20 protein-coding genes are annotated in these 16,262 nt (G+C 74.2%); 9 read left to right on the forward strand and 11 right to left on the reverse strand.

What is annotated here, in order from left to right:
* Nucleotides 1-17 precede the first annotated feature (17 nt).
* From O7628_RS09180 to O7628_RS09190, 3 genes are all read right to left on the reverse strand, one after another.
* Nucleotides 18-854: a 3-keto-5-aminohexanoate cleavage protein gene (locus O7628_RS09180; RefSeq protein ID WP_278129615.1), complete on the reverse strand. Its 837-nt coding sequence runs from the start codon at nt 852-854 to the stop codon at nt 18-20.
* A gap of 199 nt (nt 855-1,053) precedes the next feature.
* A complete protein-coding gene (locus O7628_RS09185; protein WP_278129617.1) occupies nt 1,054-2,160 on the reverse strand; it encodes a folate-binding protein in 1,107 nt (368 codons plus the stop codon).
* On the reverse strand, nt 2,157-2,624 hold the full coding sequence (locus tag O7628_RS09190) for a Fur family transcriptional regulator (RefSeq protein ID WP_278129618.1): 468 nt from the start codon (nt 2,622-2,624) through the stop codon (nt 2,157-2,159). Before O7628_RS09190 ends, O7628_RS09185 begins: the two co-directional genes overlap by 4 nt.
* A gap of 79 nt (nt 2,625-2,703) precedes the next feature.
* Between O7628_RS09190 and O7628_RS09195 the strand changes: the two genes are divergently transcribed.
* A complete protein-coding gene (locus tag O7628_RS09195; RefSeq protein WP_278136262.1) occupies nt 2,704-3,576 on the forward strand; it encodes an aminotransferase class IV in 873 nt (290 codons plus the stop codon).
* Nucleotides 3,577-3,646: 70 nt separating this feature from the next.
* Here the strand turns inward: O7628_RS09195 and O7628_RS09200 are convergent, their stop codons facing one another.
* Both O7628_RS09200 and mtfM read right to left on the reverse strand, forming a co-directional pair.
* Nucleotides 3,647-4,240 carry an FABP family protein gene (locus O7628_RS09200; RefSeq protein WP_278129620.1) on the reverse strand — a complete coding sequence of 198 codons (594 nt, stop codon included), beginning with the start codon at nt 4,238-4,240 and terminating at the stop codon, nt 3,647-3,649.
* A 4-nt stretch (nt 4,241-4,244) separates the two neighbouring features.
* Nucleotides 4,245-4,349, reverse strand: a complete 105-nt coding sequence (gene mtfM, locus O7628_RS09205; protein ID WP_278129622.1) for a small membrane protein MtfM — start codon at nt 4,347-4,349, stop codon at nt 4,245-4,247.
* Between the two features lie 12 nt (nt 4,350-4,361).
* Between mtfM and O7628_RS09210 the strand changes: the two genes are divergently transcribed.
* Genes O7628_RS09210 through O7628_RS09220 form a run of 3 tightly spaced genes read left to right on the forward strand, consistent with a single transcriptional unit; the run spans nt 4,362 to nt 7,240 of the window.
* Entirely contained in the window at nt 4,362-4,736 is a 375-nt protein-coding gene (locus O7628_RS09210; protein WP_074472393.1) for a DsrE family protein, read from the forward strand.
* Nucleotides 4,737-4,785: 49 nt separating this feature from the next.
* A complete protein-coding gene (locus O7628_RS09215) occupies nt 4,786-5,178 on the forward strand; it encodes a hypothetical protein (RefSeq protein WP_278129625.1) in 393 nt (130 codons plus the stop codon).
* Nucleotides 5,179-5,188: 10 nt separating this feature from the next.
* Nucleotides 5,189-7,240: a glycogen debranching N-terminal domain-containing protein gene (locus O7628_RS09220; protein ID WP_278129626.1), complete on the forward strand. Its 2,052-nt coding sequence runs from the start codon at nt 5,189-5,191 to the stop codon at nt 7,238-7,240.
* 28 nt (nt 7,241-7,268) lie between these two features.
* Here the strand turns inward: O7628_RS09220 and O7628_RS09225 are convergent, their stop codons facing one another.
* Nucleotides 7,269-8,123, reverse strand: coding sequence for a hypothetical protein (locus O7628_RS09225; RefSeq protein ID WP_278129628.1), 855 nt, complete (start codon nt 8,121-8,123; stop codon nt 7,269-7,271).
* 214 nt (nt 8,124-8,337) lie between these two features.
* Between O7628_RS09225 and O7628_RS09230 the strand changes: the two genes are divergently transcribed.
* From O7628_RS09230 to O7628_RS09245, 4 genes are all read left to right on the forward strand, one after another.
* Nucleotides 8,338-9,543 (forward strand): glycosyltransferase, encoded by a 1,206-nt coding sequence (locus O7628_RS09230; RefSeq protein WP_074472816.1) that lies wholly within the window; start codon nt 8,338-8,340, stop codon nt 9,541-9,543.
* An 11-nt stretch (nt 9,544-9,554) separates the two neighbouring features.
* Complete coding sequence (locus tag O7628_RS09235) at nt 9,555-9,695, forward strand: hypothetical protein (RefSeq protein ID WP_178066549.1); 141 nt, start codon at nt 9,555-9,557, stop codon at nt 9,693-9,695.
* Between the two features lie 254 nt (nt 9,696-9,949).
* Entirely contained in the window at nt 9,950-10,552 is a 603-nt protein-coding gene (locus O7628_RS09240; protein WP_278129632.1) for a DinB family protein, read from the forward strand.
* 389 nt (nt 10,553-10,941) lie between these two features.
* Nucleotides 10,942-11,523 (forward strand): leucine zipper domain-containing protein, encoded by a 582-nt coding sequence (locus tag O7628_RS09245; RefSeq protein ID WP_278129634.1) that lies wholly within the window; start codon nt 10,942-10,944, stop codon nt 11,521-11,523.
* A 21-nt stretch (nt 11,524-11,544) separates the two neighbouring features.
* Here the strand turns inward: O7628_RS09245 and O7628_RS09250 are convergent, their stop codons facing one another.
* From O7628_RS09250 to O7628_RS09265, 5 genes are all read right to left on the reverse strand, one after another.
* Nucleotides 11,545-11,877, reverse strand: a complete 333-nt coding sequence (locus O7628_RS09250) for a DUF1416 domain-containing protein (RefSeq protein WP_278129636.1) — start codon at nt 11,875-11,877, stop codon at nt 11,545-11,547.
* 3 nt (nt 11,878-11,880) lie between these two features.
* Complete coding sequence (locus tag O7628_RS09255) at nt 11,881-12,729, reverse strand: sulfurtransferase (protein WP_043965215.1); 849 nt, start codon at nt 12,727-12,729, stop codon at nt 11,881-11,883.
* Nucleotides 12,730-12,934: 205 nt separating this feature from the next.
* Nucleotides 12,935-13,012 (reverse strand): Ms5788A family Cys-rich leader peptide, encoded by a 78-nt coding sequence (locus tag O7628_RS32675; protein ID WP_311202345.1) that lies wholly within the window; start codon nt 13,010-13,012, stop codon nt 12,935-12,937.
* 117 nt (nt 13,013-13,129) lie between these two features.
* Nucleotides 13,130-13,918 carry a DUF2993 domain-containing protein gene (locus tag O7628_RS09260; RefSeq protein WP_178066552.1) on the reverse strand — a complete coding sequence of 263 codons (789 nt, stop codon included), beginning with the start codon at nt 13,916-13,918 and terminating at the stop codon, nt 13,130-13,132.
* Nucleotides 13,919-14,063: 145 nt separating this feature from the next.
* A complete protein-coding gene (locus tag O7628_RS09265) occupies nt 14,064-15,116 on the reverse strand; it encodes a hypothetical protein (RefSeq protein WP_278129640.1) in 1,053 nt (350 codons plus the stop codon).
* Nucleotides 15,117-15,368: 252 nt separating this feature from the next.
* On the opposite strand from O7628_RS09265, the gene O7628_RS09270 reads away from it, so the two are divergent.
* Entirely contained in the window at nt 15,369-16,082 is a 714-nt protein-coding gene (locus O7628_RS09270) for a response regulator transcription factor (protein ID WP_043965210.1), read from the forward strand.
* Nucleotides 16,083-16,262 lie beyond the last annotated feature (180 nt).

The raw sequence follows: 16,262 nt of genomic DNA on the forward strand, positions 1-16,262 counted from the left end.
CGCCGCCCGCCCGGGGCCTAGCGGGGCGCGACGCCGAGCAGGGCGCGGGCCTCGGCGGTGGTCAGCGGCGGGCGCTGCGCGAGCTGGGCGAAGCCCACCGCCCGCGCGACGAGCTGCATGTTCGACTCGACCGGCCGGCCCTTCGCGTACGTCACCGTGTCCTCCATGCCGACCCGCAGGTGCCCGCCGGCCGACAGGGAGGCCAGCAGCACCGGGATGGTGCTGCGCCCGATGCCGGTGGCCGAGAACGTGGTGCCCTCCGGCAGGTCGCGCAGCGCCTGGTGGGCGGCGGCAAGCGTCGCCGTGGTGCCCGGCATGCCGCCCGGCACGCCCATCACGAAGTCGACGTGCACGTGCCCGCCGTGCGGCAGCCCGTGCCTGCCGAGGAGCCGTTGCAGGGCGGTCAGGTGGCCGAGGTCGAAGATCTCGTACTCGGGCACGATGCCGCGCTCCTGCATCCGGGTGTGCAGGTCGACGATGAACTCCCAGCGGTTGAGGAAGACGTCGTCGCCGAAGTTGAGCGTACCCATGGTGCAGGACGCCATGTCCGGCCCGGCGTCCAGGACGGCCAGCCGGTCGGCCTCCGGGTCGGTGACCGCGCCGCCGGTGGAGAGCTGCACGATCAGGTCGGTGCCCTCGCGCAGGGCCGCCACGGTCTCCCGCAGCCGCCCCTGGTCGAGCGTGGGCCGGGCCTCGTCGTCGCGGATGTGGACGTGGATCACGGCGGCGCCGAGCGCCTCGCACTCCTTGGCGGTCAGCAGCAGCTCGTCGAGGGTCACCGGCAGCGCCGAGACCTCCGCCTTGGCCGACTCCGCGCCGGTGGGGGCAACCGTGATCAACGTCCCTGTCGTCATGCCGGCGATCCTAGACGCCCGGCGGGGGCCCGGTCGATGGCGCGCGCTCCCCCAGCGGACGCGCCCGTCCGCCAGCCGGTCGCAACGCCGCGCGCCGCTCACTCCCCGCCCGCGCGCCGGCTGCGCTGCGACTGCGCGCCGGCTGCGGTGTTAGGAGGGGGCCCTTCCTATACAGAAAGCGTTAACAGGGGGCCCTTCCTTACTCGATGGCGGCGGCCGACTCGCCGACCAGCAGGCGGGCGTCGTCGGGGACGTTGCGCTTCAGCACCGCCAGCGCGACCTGGCCCAGCTCGTGGTGGAGCACCGCCGTGCCGACGAAGCCGACCGCCCGGCCGTCGAGGGTCACCGGCGTGCCGGCGGCCGGCAGCCGGTCGGTGGTCACCCCGTCCAGGTGCAGCAGGACGAGGCGACGCGGCGGCCGGCCCATGTTGTGCACCCGGGCCACCGTCTCCTGGCCCCGGTAGCAGCCCTTGTCCAGGTGCACCGCCGGGGCGATCAGGTCCACCTCGGCCGGGATGGTCCGGTGGTCGGTGTCCACCCCGACCCGGGCCCGCCGGGCGGCCACCCGGATCGCCTCGTACGCCCACAGCCCCACCGCCGGCACCCCGGCTGCGCGCAGCTCGGCGACGACCCGGTCCATGGCGGGGCGGGGCACCAGCAGGTCCACGCCCAGCGGGCCCCGGCGGGCCCACCCGCCGGCGGGCAGCGGCGCGACAGCGTAGCGGACGGTGGGGCGGGGCGGCAGCTCGCCGGCGCGGAACTTCGGGCCGGGCACCGCGACGGCGTCGGGCGCGGCCAGCCCGGTCACGCCCAGCGTGGCGAGCGCCCCGGTCGCCTCCGGCCCCACCAGCGAGAGCAGGGCGTGCTCGGCGGTGGCGTCGCGGGGCTCGACCTTGCTGAAGAACCGCATCTTCTCCAGGTACGTCAGCAGGCCCCCGGTGGCCCCGGGCTCGGTGTCGAGCCAGGTGGTGTCGCCGTCCTCGGCGACCATGGCGTGCTGCTCGACGTGGCCGTGTGGGGAGAGCACCAGCAGCTCGGTGCCCTCGCCCGCGGCCAGGGCGGCGAGGTGCTGGGTGGTGAGGGTGTGCAGCCAGCCGATGCGCTCCTCGCCGGGCACGGCGACGACGCCCCGGTGCGACCGGTCGACGAGGCCGACGGCGGTGTCGAGGACGCGCTGCTCCCGCAGCGGGTCGCCGTAGTGGGCGGCGACGGGCCGCACCCCGGCCGCCCGGTGCGCCGGCTCCGGCTGGTCCCGCGTCTCCTCGTCGATGGCGTCGGTGGCCACCGCGCCCGCGATGTCGATCATTGCCGCTCCCCGTCCTCGCCCCGGCCCGGAACGCCTTCGCCCACGGGCTCCTCCCCGCACCGGCCGCAGACGCCGAACAGCGCCACGTGCCCGATGTCCACCCGGAACCCGCGCTCGGCGACCAGCCGGTCGGCCAGCGGCCCGAGCAGCTCCGGGTCGATCTCGTCGATCGCGCCGCACTCGCGGCAGACCAGGTGGACGTGCTGGTGCTCGCCGGCCGCGTGGTAGGTGGGCGAGCCGTGCGACAGGTGGGTGTGGGTCACCAGGCCGAGGCGTTCCAGCAGCTCCAGCGTGCGGTAGATGGTGGTGATGTTGACCCCGGCGGCGACCTCGCGCACGGCGGTGTGCACCTGCTCCGGTGTGGCGTGCCCGAGATCCAGCACCGCCTGGAGGATCAGCTGCCGCTGCGCCGTCAGCCGCAGCCCACGGGCGCGGAGCACTTCCGCGAGGGATGACTCGGACACCGTCCGATCATAGTTCGGCCGCCGCGACGCGCCGGCCGCCACGGGGGGTACGCGACTAGGCTCACCGGTCGTGACGGAGGTGGCGGGCGGTACGGCGGCGGGCAGCGGGGCGCACGCGCGGGTCGCGGTGCTGGGGCGGGGCGTCGTGCCGGCCGGTGAGCCGGTGCTGCGCGGCGACGACCTGGGCGCGCTCCAGGGCGACGGGCTCTTCGAGACCATGCACGTGCGCGGCGGCCGGCCGTGGCTGCGCGACGAGCACCTGGCCCGGCTGGCGCGGGGGGCCGCCCGGATCGACCTGCCGCTGCCGCCCGCCGGGGTGCTGGCCGGGCTGCTGGAGGAGGTCTGCGCGGGCTGGCCGGTCGACGCGGAGGGCGCGCTGCGGCTGGTGTGCACGCGGGGGCCGGAGGGCGGCGGGCCGCCGTCGGCGCACGCCACGCTCGCCGGGGTGCCGACCGCCGCCCGGCAGGCTCGGCGCGGCGGGATCTCCGTGGCGACCCTGCCGCTGGGCGTGGCCGCCACCGCCCGCCCCGCCCTGGGCTGGCTGCCGGTCGGCGTCAAGTCGACGTCGTACGCGGTGAGCGCCGCCGCCCGCCGCTGGGCCGCCGGGCACGGCGTGGACGACGCGCTGTGGGTCTCCACCGACGGCTACGCCCTGGAGGGGCCGACCGCGAACGTCGTCTGGGTGGCCGGGCGCGCCCTGTGCACGGTGCCGGCCGACGCCACCGGCATCCTGCCCGGGGTGACCGCCGCCTGGCTGCTGGGGCACGCCGCCGAGCTGGGCCTGACCGCCGAGGAGCGCATGGTCACCCCGGCCGGGCTGCGCGCCGCCGACGGGGTGTGGCTCACCTCGTCCCTGCGTGGGCTGGCCCCGGTGCACACCCTGGACGGGGTGCGCCTGCCGCGCTCGGCGCACACCGACGCCGCCCAGGCCCTGCTGGCCCATCCCCGCTGAGGGCGCGCGGCGGCGGCCGGGCCGGGAGGCCGGGGCGGGCCGGGAGAACAGGCCGGGCCGGCAGCGCGGGTCAGCCGGCGACGCGGATCAGGCGGGCCGAGAGGTGCGGGGTCAGGGAGTGGCCCACGGCGGCCATGTCCTGCGCGTAGAGCAGAGCGCCCTCGACGATGCCGAAGAGGCGGTGGCCGGCGGTGACCTCCTTGGCCGTGGCGGTGCGCACCACGGCGTCGGTGACGAACTCGACCTGGGTGCCCTTGCGCTTGCCGATGTGCAGCTCCATCACGCCCGTCGGCACCGACATGAGGGCCTCCAGCTCGTCGGTGGCCCGGCCGTCGTCGCCGAGCACCGGACGCCACCAGCCGATCTCCCGGCCGCCGGGGCGCACCGGCCGGCTCTGCTCGTCGAGGATCCACGCCCGCGACTCGTAGTGCAGGAACGGCCGGCCGTCGTGGCTGATCCGGATCTCCTGGGCGAAGTCGAAGTCCTCGATCGTCGGGTAGCCGCCCCGGCCCCGGCCGCGCCACACCCCGACGTACGGCAGCAGGCCGTCCAGCGTCGGGTGGAGCTTCGGGCCGACGCGCAGGTCGTGGCTCTCCTCGTACGGGTACGGGTCGACCGGGGGCGCGTTCAGCCACGGCGGCTGGAGGGGGTTCTCGTCGCTCACCAGGTCACCAACGTCCTCTCGAAATGCGCACGGCAGCGTAGACCAGGCCACCGGCGAGCGCGCCCAGGCCGGCGACCAGCAGGCTGACGAACCCGATCTCGGTAACCATCCCGGCCATCCTATGCTGGGCCCCATGGCCCGCTCTCTCGTCGTCAAGGCGACCGCCGGGGCCGACGCCCCGGAGCGGTGCGCCCAGGCCTTCACCGTCGCCGCCACGGCCGCCGCCGCCGGGGTGGACGTGTCGCTCTGGCTGACCGGGGAATCGACCTGGTTCGCGCTGCCGGGGCGGGCGCAGCAGTTCGAGCTGCCGCACTCCGCGCCGCTGGGCGAGCTGCTGCACGTGATCCTGACGACGGGCCGGGTGACCGCCTGCACCCAGTGCGCGGCCCGGCGGGACATCGGCCCCGGCGACGTGCTGCCCGGGGTGCGGATCGCCGGGGCGGCGGTCTTCGTCGAGGAGGCGATGGCCGAGGGGGCGCGGGCACTCGTCTACTGAGTGTCGATAACCACCCGGTTCGTCCCCTGCGCTGCCTACGATCTCCCCTGTGACCGGGGAGACGACCGAGGCGACGGAGCGGTTCTTCGCGTCGCTGCCGGCGCGCGCCCCCGCCGTCCTGCGCGGCCCGGTGCGGGGCACGCTCCAGCTCCGGCTCACCACCGGCGACCACAGCGAGCACTGGCGGGTCGAGATGGCCCCCGGCTCGGCCCGGGTCACCCGGGGGACCGGGCCGGCGGACGCCTACTGGTTCGGCAGCGCCGACCTCTTCGCCCGGCTGGTCACGGGCCGGGCGCACGGCATCTCGTCGATGCTGCGCAACGAGAGCACGCTCGCCGGCGACGTGGTGCTCTACCTCGCCTTCCGGCGGTTCTTCCCGCAGCGGCCGGGCACCCGGGATCCCCGGGCGGTGGCCCGGGAGCAGACCGGGCGGCCGGGGTGAGGAAGCCGGCGTGAGGGGGCAGGTCAGCATCCTCGACGGCAACACCTTCCTGGTCAGCGACCGGCGGGGCGACATCGAGCCGGCGCAGGACTTCCCGACCGGGTTGTTCTCCTTCGACACGCGGTTCCTGTCGACCTGGGTGCTGACGGTCGACGGGGAGCGGCTGCATCCGCTCTCCGTCGACGACGCGTTCTCGTACCGCACCCGGTTCTTCCTGGTGCCCGGCGCGCCCTCGCACCACCTGGACGCGCAGGTGTCGGTGCTCCGCAGCCGGTCCATCGGCGGCAGCTTCGCCGAGGAGCTGACCGTCCTCAACCACTCCGGGCGCGAGGTCGAGTTCGTCGTCCGGGTCGACATGGGGGCCGACTTCGCCGACCTGTTCGAGATCAAGCAGACCCGGCGCAAGACAGGCCGGGCCACCGCCGCCCCGGGGGAGGACGAGCTGCGGTTCACCTACCGGCGCGAGGGTTTCCACCGGGAGACCGTGGTGGTCAGCAGCGCCACGGCGACCGTCGACCCGACGGGCATGACGTTCCGGGTGTGCGTCGAGCCGCACGGGGAGTGGACCACCCGGCTCGACGTGCAGACGGTGATCTACGGGGCCCGGGGCGAGGACGTCCGGGACAGCCTGCCGCTCGGCGCGCACCGGTCCATCGCCGACATCCAGGCCGAGCACGAGGAGGTCGTCGCGCGGGCGCCGAAGCTCGGCTGCGACTGCGAGCCGCTGGCCGGGGCGTACCTGCGGAGCCTGAACGACCTGGCGGCCCTGCGCTACGAGTCGATCGCCCTCGGGGTGCGGCTGATGGCCGCCGGGCTGCCCTGGTTCATGACCCTGTTCGGTCGGGACAGCATCTTCACCTCGCTTCAGGTGCTGCCGTTCCTGCCGGACCTGGTGCCGCCGACGATCACCATGCTGGCCGGTCTCCAGGGGTTCCGGATCGACGACTTCCGCGACGAGGAGCCCGGCAAGATCCTGCACGAGCTGCGGTACGGCGAGACGGCCGGGTTCGAGGAGCAGCCGCACTCGCCGTACTACGGCTCCGCCGACTCGACGCCCCTGTTCGTGATCCTGCTCGACGAGTACGAGCGGTGGACGGGCGACACCGGGCTGGTGCGGCAGCTGGAGGCCGCGGCCCGGGGCGCGCTGGAGTGGATCGACACGTACGGCGACCTGCTGGGCACCGGGTACGTCTGGTACCGGACCCGCAACCCGGCGACGGGGTTGGCGAACCAGTGCTGGAAGGACTCCTGGGACGCGATCTCCTACGCCGACGGCCGGCTGCCGGGCTTCCCCCGGGCCACCTGCGAGACCCAGGGGTACGCGTACGACGCGAAGCTGCGCGGGGCGCGGCTGGCCCGCGAGGTCTGGCACGATCCCGCGTACGCGGAGCGGCTGGAGCGGGAGGCGGCAGAGCTGAAGGAGCGGTTCAACCGGGACTTCTGGCTGCCCGACCGCGGGTTCTACGCGCTGGCGCTGGACCAGGACGGACAGCCCGTCGACGCCCTGTCGTCGAACATCGGCCACCTGCTGTGGAGCGGGATCGTCGACGCCGACAAGGCCGGGCCGGTCGCCGCGCACCTGCTCGGGCCCCGGCTGTTCTCCGGCTGGGGCGTGCGTACGCTCGCCGACGACCAGGGCCGCTACAACCCGATCGGCTACCACGTCGGCACGGTCTGGCCGTTCGACAACTCGATCATCGCGTGGGGCCTGTGGCGGTACGGCTTCCGCGAGGAGGCCGGCCGGATCTGCGAGGGCATCCTGTCGGCGTCCCGGCACTTCGGCGGGCGGCTGCCGGAGGCGTTCGCCGGCTACGAGCGGGACCTCACCGACTATCCGGTGGAGTATCCGACGGCGTGCAGCCCGCAGGCGTGGTCGGCCGGCACCCCGCTGCTGCTGCTGCGGGTGATGCTCGGCTTGGAGCCGCAGGGCGAGCACCTGATCATCGATCCGGCGGTGCCGGAGGGCATGGGCCGGGTGGAGCTGCTCGACATCCCCGGCCGGTGGGGGCTGGTCGACGCGCTGGGCCGCAGCCGCACCGCGAGCGACCCGGTGCGCCGCTGAGCCCTGCCGGGCCTGCCGCCCCGGGCGCTCAGCGGCAGGACGTGGTGGCGCTGAGGTCGCCGCCGGTCAGGGCCACCGTGACCCCGCCGGCACGGTAGGCGTACCCCTCGGGGGTGTCGAACAGGACCGCGCGGCCGGCGGCCGGGGCGAGCGCGGTGGCCGGCGCGGCCGGGACGGGGTCGAGGGTGACGCGGGCGGTGCGGGCCTGGCGGTCGCCGCCGGGGCACGGCGCGGCGAGCAGCTCGGGGGCCGGGCCGGCGGGGGCGGACAGCGCCCGCCGGGCGGCGGCGAGCGCGTCGGCCTCCGGGCCGCCCTGCGCGGACGGCGGGCGGTAGCCGTCGCCGACGGGCCGGCACCCGGTGCGGACGGTCAGCCGGAGCCGGCCGTCGCCGGCCGGGCGGCCCTCGACCAGCACGAACTCCCCCGCGTCGGCCCGCAGGCGGGGGCCGTCGCCGGTCACCCGGACCCCGGCCTCCCAGCCGGTCGGCAGCCGGTCGGCGAGCTCGGTGAGCACCGCGCGCGGGTCGGCGGCGGGATCGAGGATCTCCACGCCGCGCTCCAGGGTCGCGCCGTCGAGCAGGGGGGTCACCCGGCAGCCGGGCTCCGTCCGGGCCGGCGTGAGCGCGACGGCCCGGTCGCCGGCCGCCGCGACCAGCTCGCCCACCGCGCGGTCGACCACCGGCCCGGCCTGGGCCAGGCTGCGCTGCTCGCGGACCGTCGGCCCGTCGTCGCGGACCGAGACCCAGGTGAGCACGCCGAGCAGCACCGCCCAGGCCACGGTCGCCACGAGCAGCCAACGGGACCGGCGGGCCGGCGGCGTCGGCTCTCCGTTTCCGCCGGGACCGGTCGGCGGGGCGTATCCGGCGGGGGCAGCACCACTCACCCGCTCATCGTGTCACGCGGGGCCGAACGCCCGGTCGGCGCGCGGCGCATCGTGCCCCTGACCGGCGGCGACTCCACCGGGCGGGGCCGGCGGGTCGGCCGAACGGCCAGAACCCGGGCCGGCATTTGGCGACCGCCGGAAGAACACGTAGCGTTACCGCAGCGCCGCAACGTGAGCGGCCTTCGCATACCCTCTCACCTGCGAAATGGGCCTCATGCGGGAAGCTTTCCTGATCTCCACGATTACTCTCGGTGGGATCGTTCTGTTCCTCCTCGTGGCCGCGTTCGGCTACGGCTTCCTCCGCCCCGAGCGGGTCACCCGGCACGGCGAGCGCCCCGAGTTCCCCCGGTACCGGCCGGTCGCCCCCGACGAGGTGGCCATCATGATCGCCTGCCGGAACGGGGCGGCGACGATCGCCGGGGCGGTGCGGGCCGCCCGCGCCACCGGCGCCCGGGTCTACGTGGTCTCCGACGCCTCCACCGACGCCACCGCGCGGGAGGCCGCCGAGGCCGGCGCCGAGGTGCTGGAGCTCACGGAGAACGTCGGCAAGCCCGCCGCCCTGCACGCCGGGTACGTCCGGTTCGGGCTCGGCACGGCGTACCGGGCCGTCGCCATCCTCGACGACGACGTGCTGGTCGCGCCCGACTTCGTCACCGCCGCGCTGGCGCACCTCACCGACCGGGTGGCGATCGTCGTCGGGCACAACGTCACCTGGTGGCCGCCGGAGCGGCGGTGGAACCCGTGGCTGGCCAAGCGCGCCTACAGCTACTGGAACTACCAGGCCGTCGTACGCCGCATCCAGAGCCACTTCAACGTCATGAACTGCATCTCCGGCTCGAACTCGATCTACCGCACGGAGCTGCTCGACGTGCTGCTGCCGCAGCAGCCGCCGTACATCGTCGACGACACGTACTGGGTGCTGGAGACGCACCGCCGGGGCCTGGGCCGCGTCGTGTACGCCCCCCGCGCCACCGCGCTGCTACAGGACCCGACGAACGGCCGGGACTGGTACAAGCAGAACCTGCGCTGGCTGTGGGGCACCTTCCAGGGCATCATCGGGCACTCCGTCGGCCGCCGGAACACCCGCTTCGACTACGCGTACGTGCTGCTCATGGCGCACTGGCTGCTCTACGTGCTCGGCGCGCCGCTCACGCTGTGGCTGCTCGCCACCGCCGGACCCGGCCTCGGCACGGGCCTGCTGCTCCTGCTCGCCGGCCAGGGGCTCTGGGTCGCGCTCGCCGCCTGGCGGCTGCGCCGCCCCCGCCTGCTGCTGTTCCTGCCGACGATCGTGCTGGCCGACCTGCTGTACCGGGTGATCCTGGTGCACGCCCTGGTCAAGGCCATCCGCCAGCCAACGGTGGACCGGTGCGTGTGGGCCTCCCCCACCCGCCTCGCCGTCCCCGCCGCCACGGACGCGTGAGGGAGGTGAACATGTCCGCGAGCCAGGATCTGCCGGTGACGGGCGCCTCCACGGCGGCCGTCGGCCTGATCGGCGCACTCGCCCTCGGCGTCGGCGCGCTGCTGGTGACGGTGGCCCAGTGGGGCGCCAAGCTCCGCCGCCGAGGCAACTGACCCCTCCCCGCCCCCCACCCCGACTCCCCTCCCCGCCTCCCCTCCCCCGCTCCCCCGCTCCCCCGCTCTCCCGCTCCCCGCGATCTTGCAGTTTCGGCCCCCGCATAAGCAGCAAAAGGGACAAAGTTGGGGCCCAAAGTGCAAGATCGGCGCAGGCGGGGGTGACGGGGGTGGCAGGGACGCGGGTGGGGGTGGGGAGGTGGGTGGGGGTGGGGATGTGGGTGGGGTGGGGAGGCGGGTGGGAGGGTGTGCGGATGACGCCACCCGATGCCAAGGCCGACCTGCACCAGTACCTGCGTGACGCCCGCGAGGCCCTGCTGTGGAAGCTCGACGGGCTCTCGGAGTACGACATCCGCCGGCCCGTGACCCCGACCGGCACCAACCTGCTGGGGCTGGTCAAGCACCTGGCCGGCGTCGAGTTCGGCTACTTCGGGCCGACCTTCGGCCGCCCGTACGACGAGCCGATGCCCTGGCTCGACTCCGACACCGACCCCAACGCGGACCCTAATGCCGACATGTGGGCGACCGCCGACGAGCCCCGCGCGCAGATCGTCGCGCTCTACCGCCGGGCCTGGGCACACGCCGACGCGACGATCGAGGCCCTGCCGCTCGACGCGATCGGCACCGTGCCCTGGTGGCCGGCCGGTCGCAATGAGCTGACCTTGCACCGCATCCTGGTGCACGTGACTGCCGAGAGCCACCGGCACGCCGGGCACGCGGACATCGTCCGGGAAACGATCGACGGCACCGCAGGGCTGCTGCGGGACATCGACAACCTGCCGTACGCCGAGGCGAGCCGATGGGCGGAGCACCGCGCCCGGGTGCAGCGGGCCGCCGAACAGGCGTCGGACGGGTAAGCGCCCTTCGCCGCCCGCTCGGGGCGTCCGTTCGGGGCGTCCGTTCGGGGCGTCCGTTCGGGCGCACCCGGCCGGGGTCCAAGATCGCGCCCGACCAGGCAACGAGATCGCGCTCGATCAGGGAAAGAGTGGTATCGCCCCGGAGGGAGGCCACTCGATCCCTGATCGAGCACGATCATGCCCGCCCCTACCCCGCCCAGTCTCGCCCCGCCCGCCCCGGCTGCGCCTGGCGGCGCGGGAACAGGAGAACTCGGAAGTTTGTGGCCCCTCTGAGGGCTGTTCAGTCCCATGAGATCTGTCAGTGTTGAAGTCCCGATACATGTGTCAGTTGGTAGGGATCTTGGGCGGGCTGGTACATGGTGCCTGGCATGGCTTCTCGGCGGCATGTCATGAACCTGCTCGATGCCCAGCTGGCTGCGGGGGTGCGGATCAACGTGGCCGAGTTCGCGCGTGAGCATGGCGTGTCCGTCCGTACCGTGTACCGGCATCAGGCGCGGATCCGGGACGAGGGCGAATGGCATGAGCGGTCCCGGCGGCCGCACACCTGTCCACGGGTGACGCCGCCGGACCTGGACGCCTGGATCTGCAAACTACGCGCCGAACTCGGCCCGGACAACGGGGCCGATGTCATCCGCGACGCCCTGATCGAGGTGCACGCCGCTACCGGCCCGGCGTGGCGGGCGCCCTCCAGGTCGACGATCAACCGGGTCCTGGCCCGGCATGACCTGCTCGAACGGAACCCAGCGAAACGGCCGCGCAGCTCGTTTCGCAGGTTCGCCTACGCCCGGCCCCGTGGCTGCTACCAGATCGACGCCACGAACGTCCAGCTCGCCGACGGCACCCCCGCCACGGCGTCTGCCTCGCGGCACGGCTCGGGCCGGCCACCCCTGGTGCGGGGCGACCGGCCCGAGCCGATGCGCATGCGATGCCGAGATGTTAGGAGGGGACCCTTCCTATACAGAAAGCGTTAACAGGGGGCCCTTCCTTGCACCTCAGGGCGCTACGGTGACCGTTACCTCGTTGATGCCGCGCGCGGCGGTCACGGCGGTTTCGCCGTTGCCGTGCCGGGACAGCGCCCGCAGCGTCCAGGTGCCCGGGGCGGCGAAGAACCGGAACTGGCCGGCCGGGGAGGTGACCACCTCGGCGGTGAACTCACCGGTCGAGTCGAGCAGCCGGACGTACGCGCCCGCGACGGTGTCGCCCGCCTCGGACCGGACGGCGCCGGTGATGACGGTCTCCTTCTCCAGGTCCAGGCTCGCCGGCAGCGGGGCGGCCTGGTCGGGCGCGGCGCACCCGGCAGCGGTAGGAGCGGTGGGAGCAGTCATGGCTCAGGCCTCCCCGGGCTCGTCGCCGAGCGCGACCGGCACGCCGACCAGCGAGCCGTACTCGGTCCAGGATCCGTCGTAGTTCTTCACGTTGGCGTGGCCGAGCAGCTCCTGGAGCACGAACCAGGTGTGCGAGGAGCGCTCGCCGATCCGGCAGTAGGCGATGGTCTCCTTGCTGTCGTCCAGCCCGGCCGCGGCGTAGATCTTGCGCAGCTCGTCGTCGGACTTGAAGGTGCCGTCCTCGTTCGCCGCCTTGGACCACGGCACGCTGATCGCGGTGGGGATGTGACCGGCGCGCTGCGCCTGCTCCTGCGGGAGGTGGGCGGGGGCGAGCAGCCGGCCGGCGAACTCGTCGGGGCTGCGCACGTCGACCAGGTTCTTGGTGCCGATCGCGGCGACGACCTCGTCGCGGAAGGCGCGGATCGAGGTGTCCGGCTCCTGCGCGACGTACTGGGTGGCCGGGCGGGTCACCGCGTCGGTCACCAGCGGGCGGGCGTCCAGCTCCCACTTCTTGCGGCCGCCGTCGAGCAGCTTGACGTCGCGGTGGCCGTAGAGCTTGAAGTACCAGTACGCGTACGCGGCGAACCAGTTGTTGTTGCCGCCGTAGAGGACGACGACGTCGTCGTTGGAGATGCCGCGCTCGGAGAGCAGCGCCTCGAACTGGGACTTGTTGACGAAGTCCCGGCGGACCGGGTCCTGGAGGTCGGTGCGCCAGTCGAGCTTGATCGCGCCGGCGATGTGGCCGGTGTCGTAGGCCGAGGTGTCTTCGTCGACCTCGACGAAGACGACGCCCGGGGCGTCGATGTTCTTCTCGGCCCACTCGGCCGAGACGAGTGCGGTGTCGCGACTCATCAGATCACTCCCTGGTGAGGTGGATGGTGAGCCTGCGCGAGGACGAAGTCTGTAGCTGTCGCACCACGCGCGGGACCCAGAGAAAGGACGGGATCACGGGTTCGTGCGACGGCGCCGCTGCCGGGCGTTCAGGGGGAAGAACCGGGAGGGTACGCAGACCCTGTGGCCGGTGGCCGCCGTCAGGCGGCCGAGGACAGCCCCGCCGTCAGATGACGGGGCGACACAGGCAGGTGGCCACGCGGCACAGGTCGACCGCGCGCCGTTTGGTGAGGAGCGTCCCCATGAGCAGGGACACTACCAGCCATCCCGGGGAACGCCACCGCCCCGACCAGCATCCGGGACGCCCGTCCCGACGGACAGTCGCCGGACGGGCGCTCACCGTGCGGACGGGCGCGGGCGGTCAGCCGGCCGAGTTGATCGGGACGTCCTTGGCGGCGGCGGTCACCGCCAGGCCCTGCGGCAGCGGCCTGACCTCGCGCACCGCGAGCTGGAACGGCAGGTCGGGCAGGGGGACGTCGATCGAGATGTCCTTGGCGTAGTTGCTCAGCAGGGTGCGGGCCAGCGGGATGTTCGGCAGCCCCTCGGCGTCGACGTCGTTGAAGCGCAGCGAGATCGCGCCCTCCTTGCCGACGGTCACGTCGGCGGTCCCGGTGAGCGTCAGCTTCTGCCCGAGGATGTCGACGGGGGCGGTGACGGCGAGCCGGCCGTCGCGCTGGCCGAGGGTCAGGCCGGGCCGGTCGAGGAGCGCGGCCAGGCTCTCGTACGTGATGGTGCCGGTCCCGTCGACGGTCTCGGCGACCACGTCGCCCTGCTGGGTGCGCAGGGTCTCCAGGGAGGCCCGCACGTTGCGGGCGTCGACGTCCAGCTCGGGCAGGGCGACCGCGTCGCCGTTCACCGAGCCCCGCACGTCGCGCAGCCGGATGGAGATCCGTTCGTACCTGCCGTCGAGCACCTGGGTGAGGAACGGGAAGCCGCCGACCTCGACCTCGGGCGGCGAGGACTGGGCGCCCTGCTTGGTGATCTGCTGGCTGACCTGGTCGGTGATGGCCCGCTCGGCCACCCCGGCGGCCACCCGGTCGGCGGCCACCAGCAGCCCGCCCAGGATCAGCAGCAGGACCACCAGCGTGATGAGCACCTTGCGCCCGCGTCGCCGGGGACGTTCCTCGTACGCCGGGTGGGCCGTCGCCACGCCGCCTCCTTCTGTCGTGCCGGCGCGCCCCTGGCACCGGTGCCGCCCGAGCGGCGCCCCGGAGAGTACCCGAAGCGGGAAAGCGCCAACCGTCCGTCGCGCCGCACGGCCCGTTCGGCCGACCCTCGGCCCGCCGCAGGGGCGGTCAGAGGAACAGCACGCACATGGCGTACGCCGCCGGGGCGGCCAGGGCGAAGCCGCCGAGCGGGCCCTGCATGTGCCGGGCGACCCACATCGTCGGCGGCTCGCCGGCCATCAGCCGCCCCGCCTCCGCGTATCCGACGGCGAGGTCGGCGAGCACGGCGGTGGCGGCGGTGACCAGGCCGATCACCGCTCCGCTGGTCGGGGTGAAGCTGACCAGGAAGCTGCCGAGGACGGCGCTGGCGAGGGTGCCGACCATCGCGCCGATCACGACGCCGGCCGCTCCCCGGGGCACCTGCGGGGCGAGCCGGGGCCAGGGCAGCACCGCGTCGGTGATCCGGGCCACGGTCAGCGCGACGCCGGTGGCGGTGAGGCAGACGGTGATCGCCTGGGTGCCCGCCGGGATCCGGCTGAGCACGATCAGCGTGGCGAACGCGACCACGCCCACCACGATCAGCAGCGTGGTGCCGAGCGAGTCGGTGACCCGGACCCGGTCGACCCGGCGGACCAGCTGCCCGAGCACGCCGAGCAGGAAGCCTCCGGCGGCCAGGTAGCCCAGCGGGGCGAGGCCGGCGACGTCGGACCGCACGGCGGCGACGTCGGCGGCGGCGGCCACCACGGCGCTGGTGACCGCCACCAGCAGCAACGCGGGCGGGCGCATGGCCATCGTCCAGGCCAGCACGAAGATCAGTTGTACGCCGAAGATGATGAGCGCGAAGGGCAGCCGGTGCCCGGGCCCGGCGGTCTGCGCGCCGAGCACCAGGCCGACGCCGAGCAGCGCGGCGAACCCGGCGACGGTCAGGGCGAGCGGCCGGCGCACCTCGACCGGCTCGATCTCCTCCTCTTCCAGCTCCTCGACGGCCTCGTCGTCGGGCCGCCGGGCGGGCTCGCCGCCCCGGCGCAGCCGACGGGGCCGCCCGCGGCGTGCCGGAGGGGCGTCGTCGTCGACGTCCGGGCCGGTGCGCGGGACCGGTGGGTGCGCACGACCGGCCGGCCCAGGGTGGCCGTCGTCGGCCCACGGGTCCCGGCCGGCCTCGGAGGAGGTCGAGGGAAACACGCCCTGATCGTGCCAGACCGGGGTGTCGGATCGGTGGCCACGGTTTCCGTGACGTTAAAACCTGTGGCGCGTTCGTGGGCAAGGCCGACAAACGGGAAACGACCTGGAGGCACGGACGGAGCGATCGGTTACGCTCAAGCCGTTACCCGCCCGTCAGCGACGCCGGGACCCACGCAAGTTCTCAGCGCACCCCGCCTCAGGGTGCCGCTGGTCGCGCGCGGCCGTGAGGGCCGCCGGGACGGAGGTGATCGTGTGGAGATCCTGCTGCTGGTGACCGCGCGCGCAGGTGAACCATCGGTGGTGCTGCCGGCGCTCGACCTGCTGCCACACTCGGTGCGCACCGCGCCCCGCGACGTCCGCACGCTGGTTGCCGGTCCAAGCCCCGACGCCGTCCTCGTGGACGCGCGCTCGGAGCTGAGCGAAGCCCGGGCCACCTGTCGGATGCTGCACGCCACCGGGCTCGGGGTGCCGCTGGTCGCGGTGGTCACCGAGGCCGGGCTGATCGCGCTGAACGCGGACTGGGGCGTCGACGACGTCATCCTCGCCAGCGCCGGTCCGGCCGAGGTGGAGGCGCGGCTGCGGCTGGCGGTCGGCCGGTTGAGCAACGCCACGTCCGGTGCGGGCGGCTCGATCCGGGCCGGCGAGCTGAGCATCGACCCCGACACGTACGCCGCGAAGCTCAAGGGCCGGCCGCTCGACCTGACGTACAAGGAGTTCGAACTGTTGAAGTTCCTGGCCCAGCACCCGGGTCGGGTCTTCACCCGGGACCAGCTGCTGCGCGAGGTCTGGGGCTACGACTACTTCGGCGGCACCCGCACCGTGGACGTGCACGTGCGGCGGCTGCGGGCGAAGCTCGGCTCGGAGTACGAGTCGATGATCGGCACCGTGCGCCAGGTCGGCTACAAGTTCGTCGTGCCGCCGTCGCGGTCGCTGCCCGAGTCGGAGCACGCCCCGATCCCGGTCTGACCGGCCCCGGTCCCCGCCCGGCCCGGCACCGACGGTCCGTCCCCCTGTCCCCGGCTGATCCGCCCCGTTCCGGCTGATCCGCCGGGGACGGTCGACGTCGCCGAGTTTCCGGTTTGCCCCTTTTGCTCCACTAGCCAGTTTTATCCTGACTGGCGAAGTGGCCGAGGAAAGGGGCGACGG

Origin of the sequence: Micromonospora sp. WMMD956 (genome assembly GCF_029626125.1) — a bacterium.
Taxonomy (GTDB): Bacteria; Actinomycetota; Actinomycetes; order Mycobacteriales; family Micromonosporaceae; genus Micromonospora; species Micromonospora carbonacea.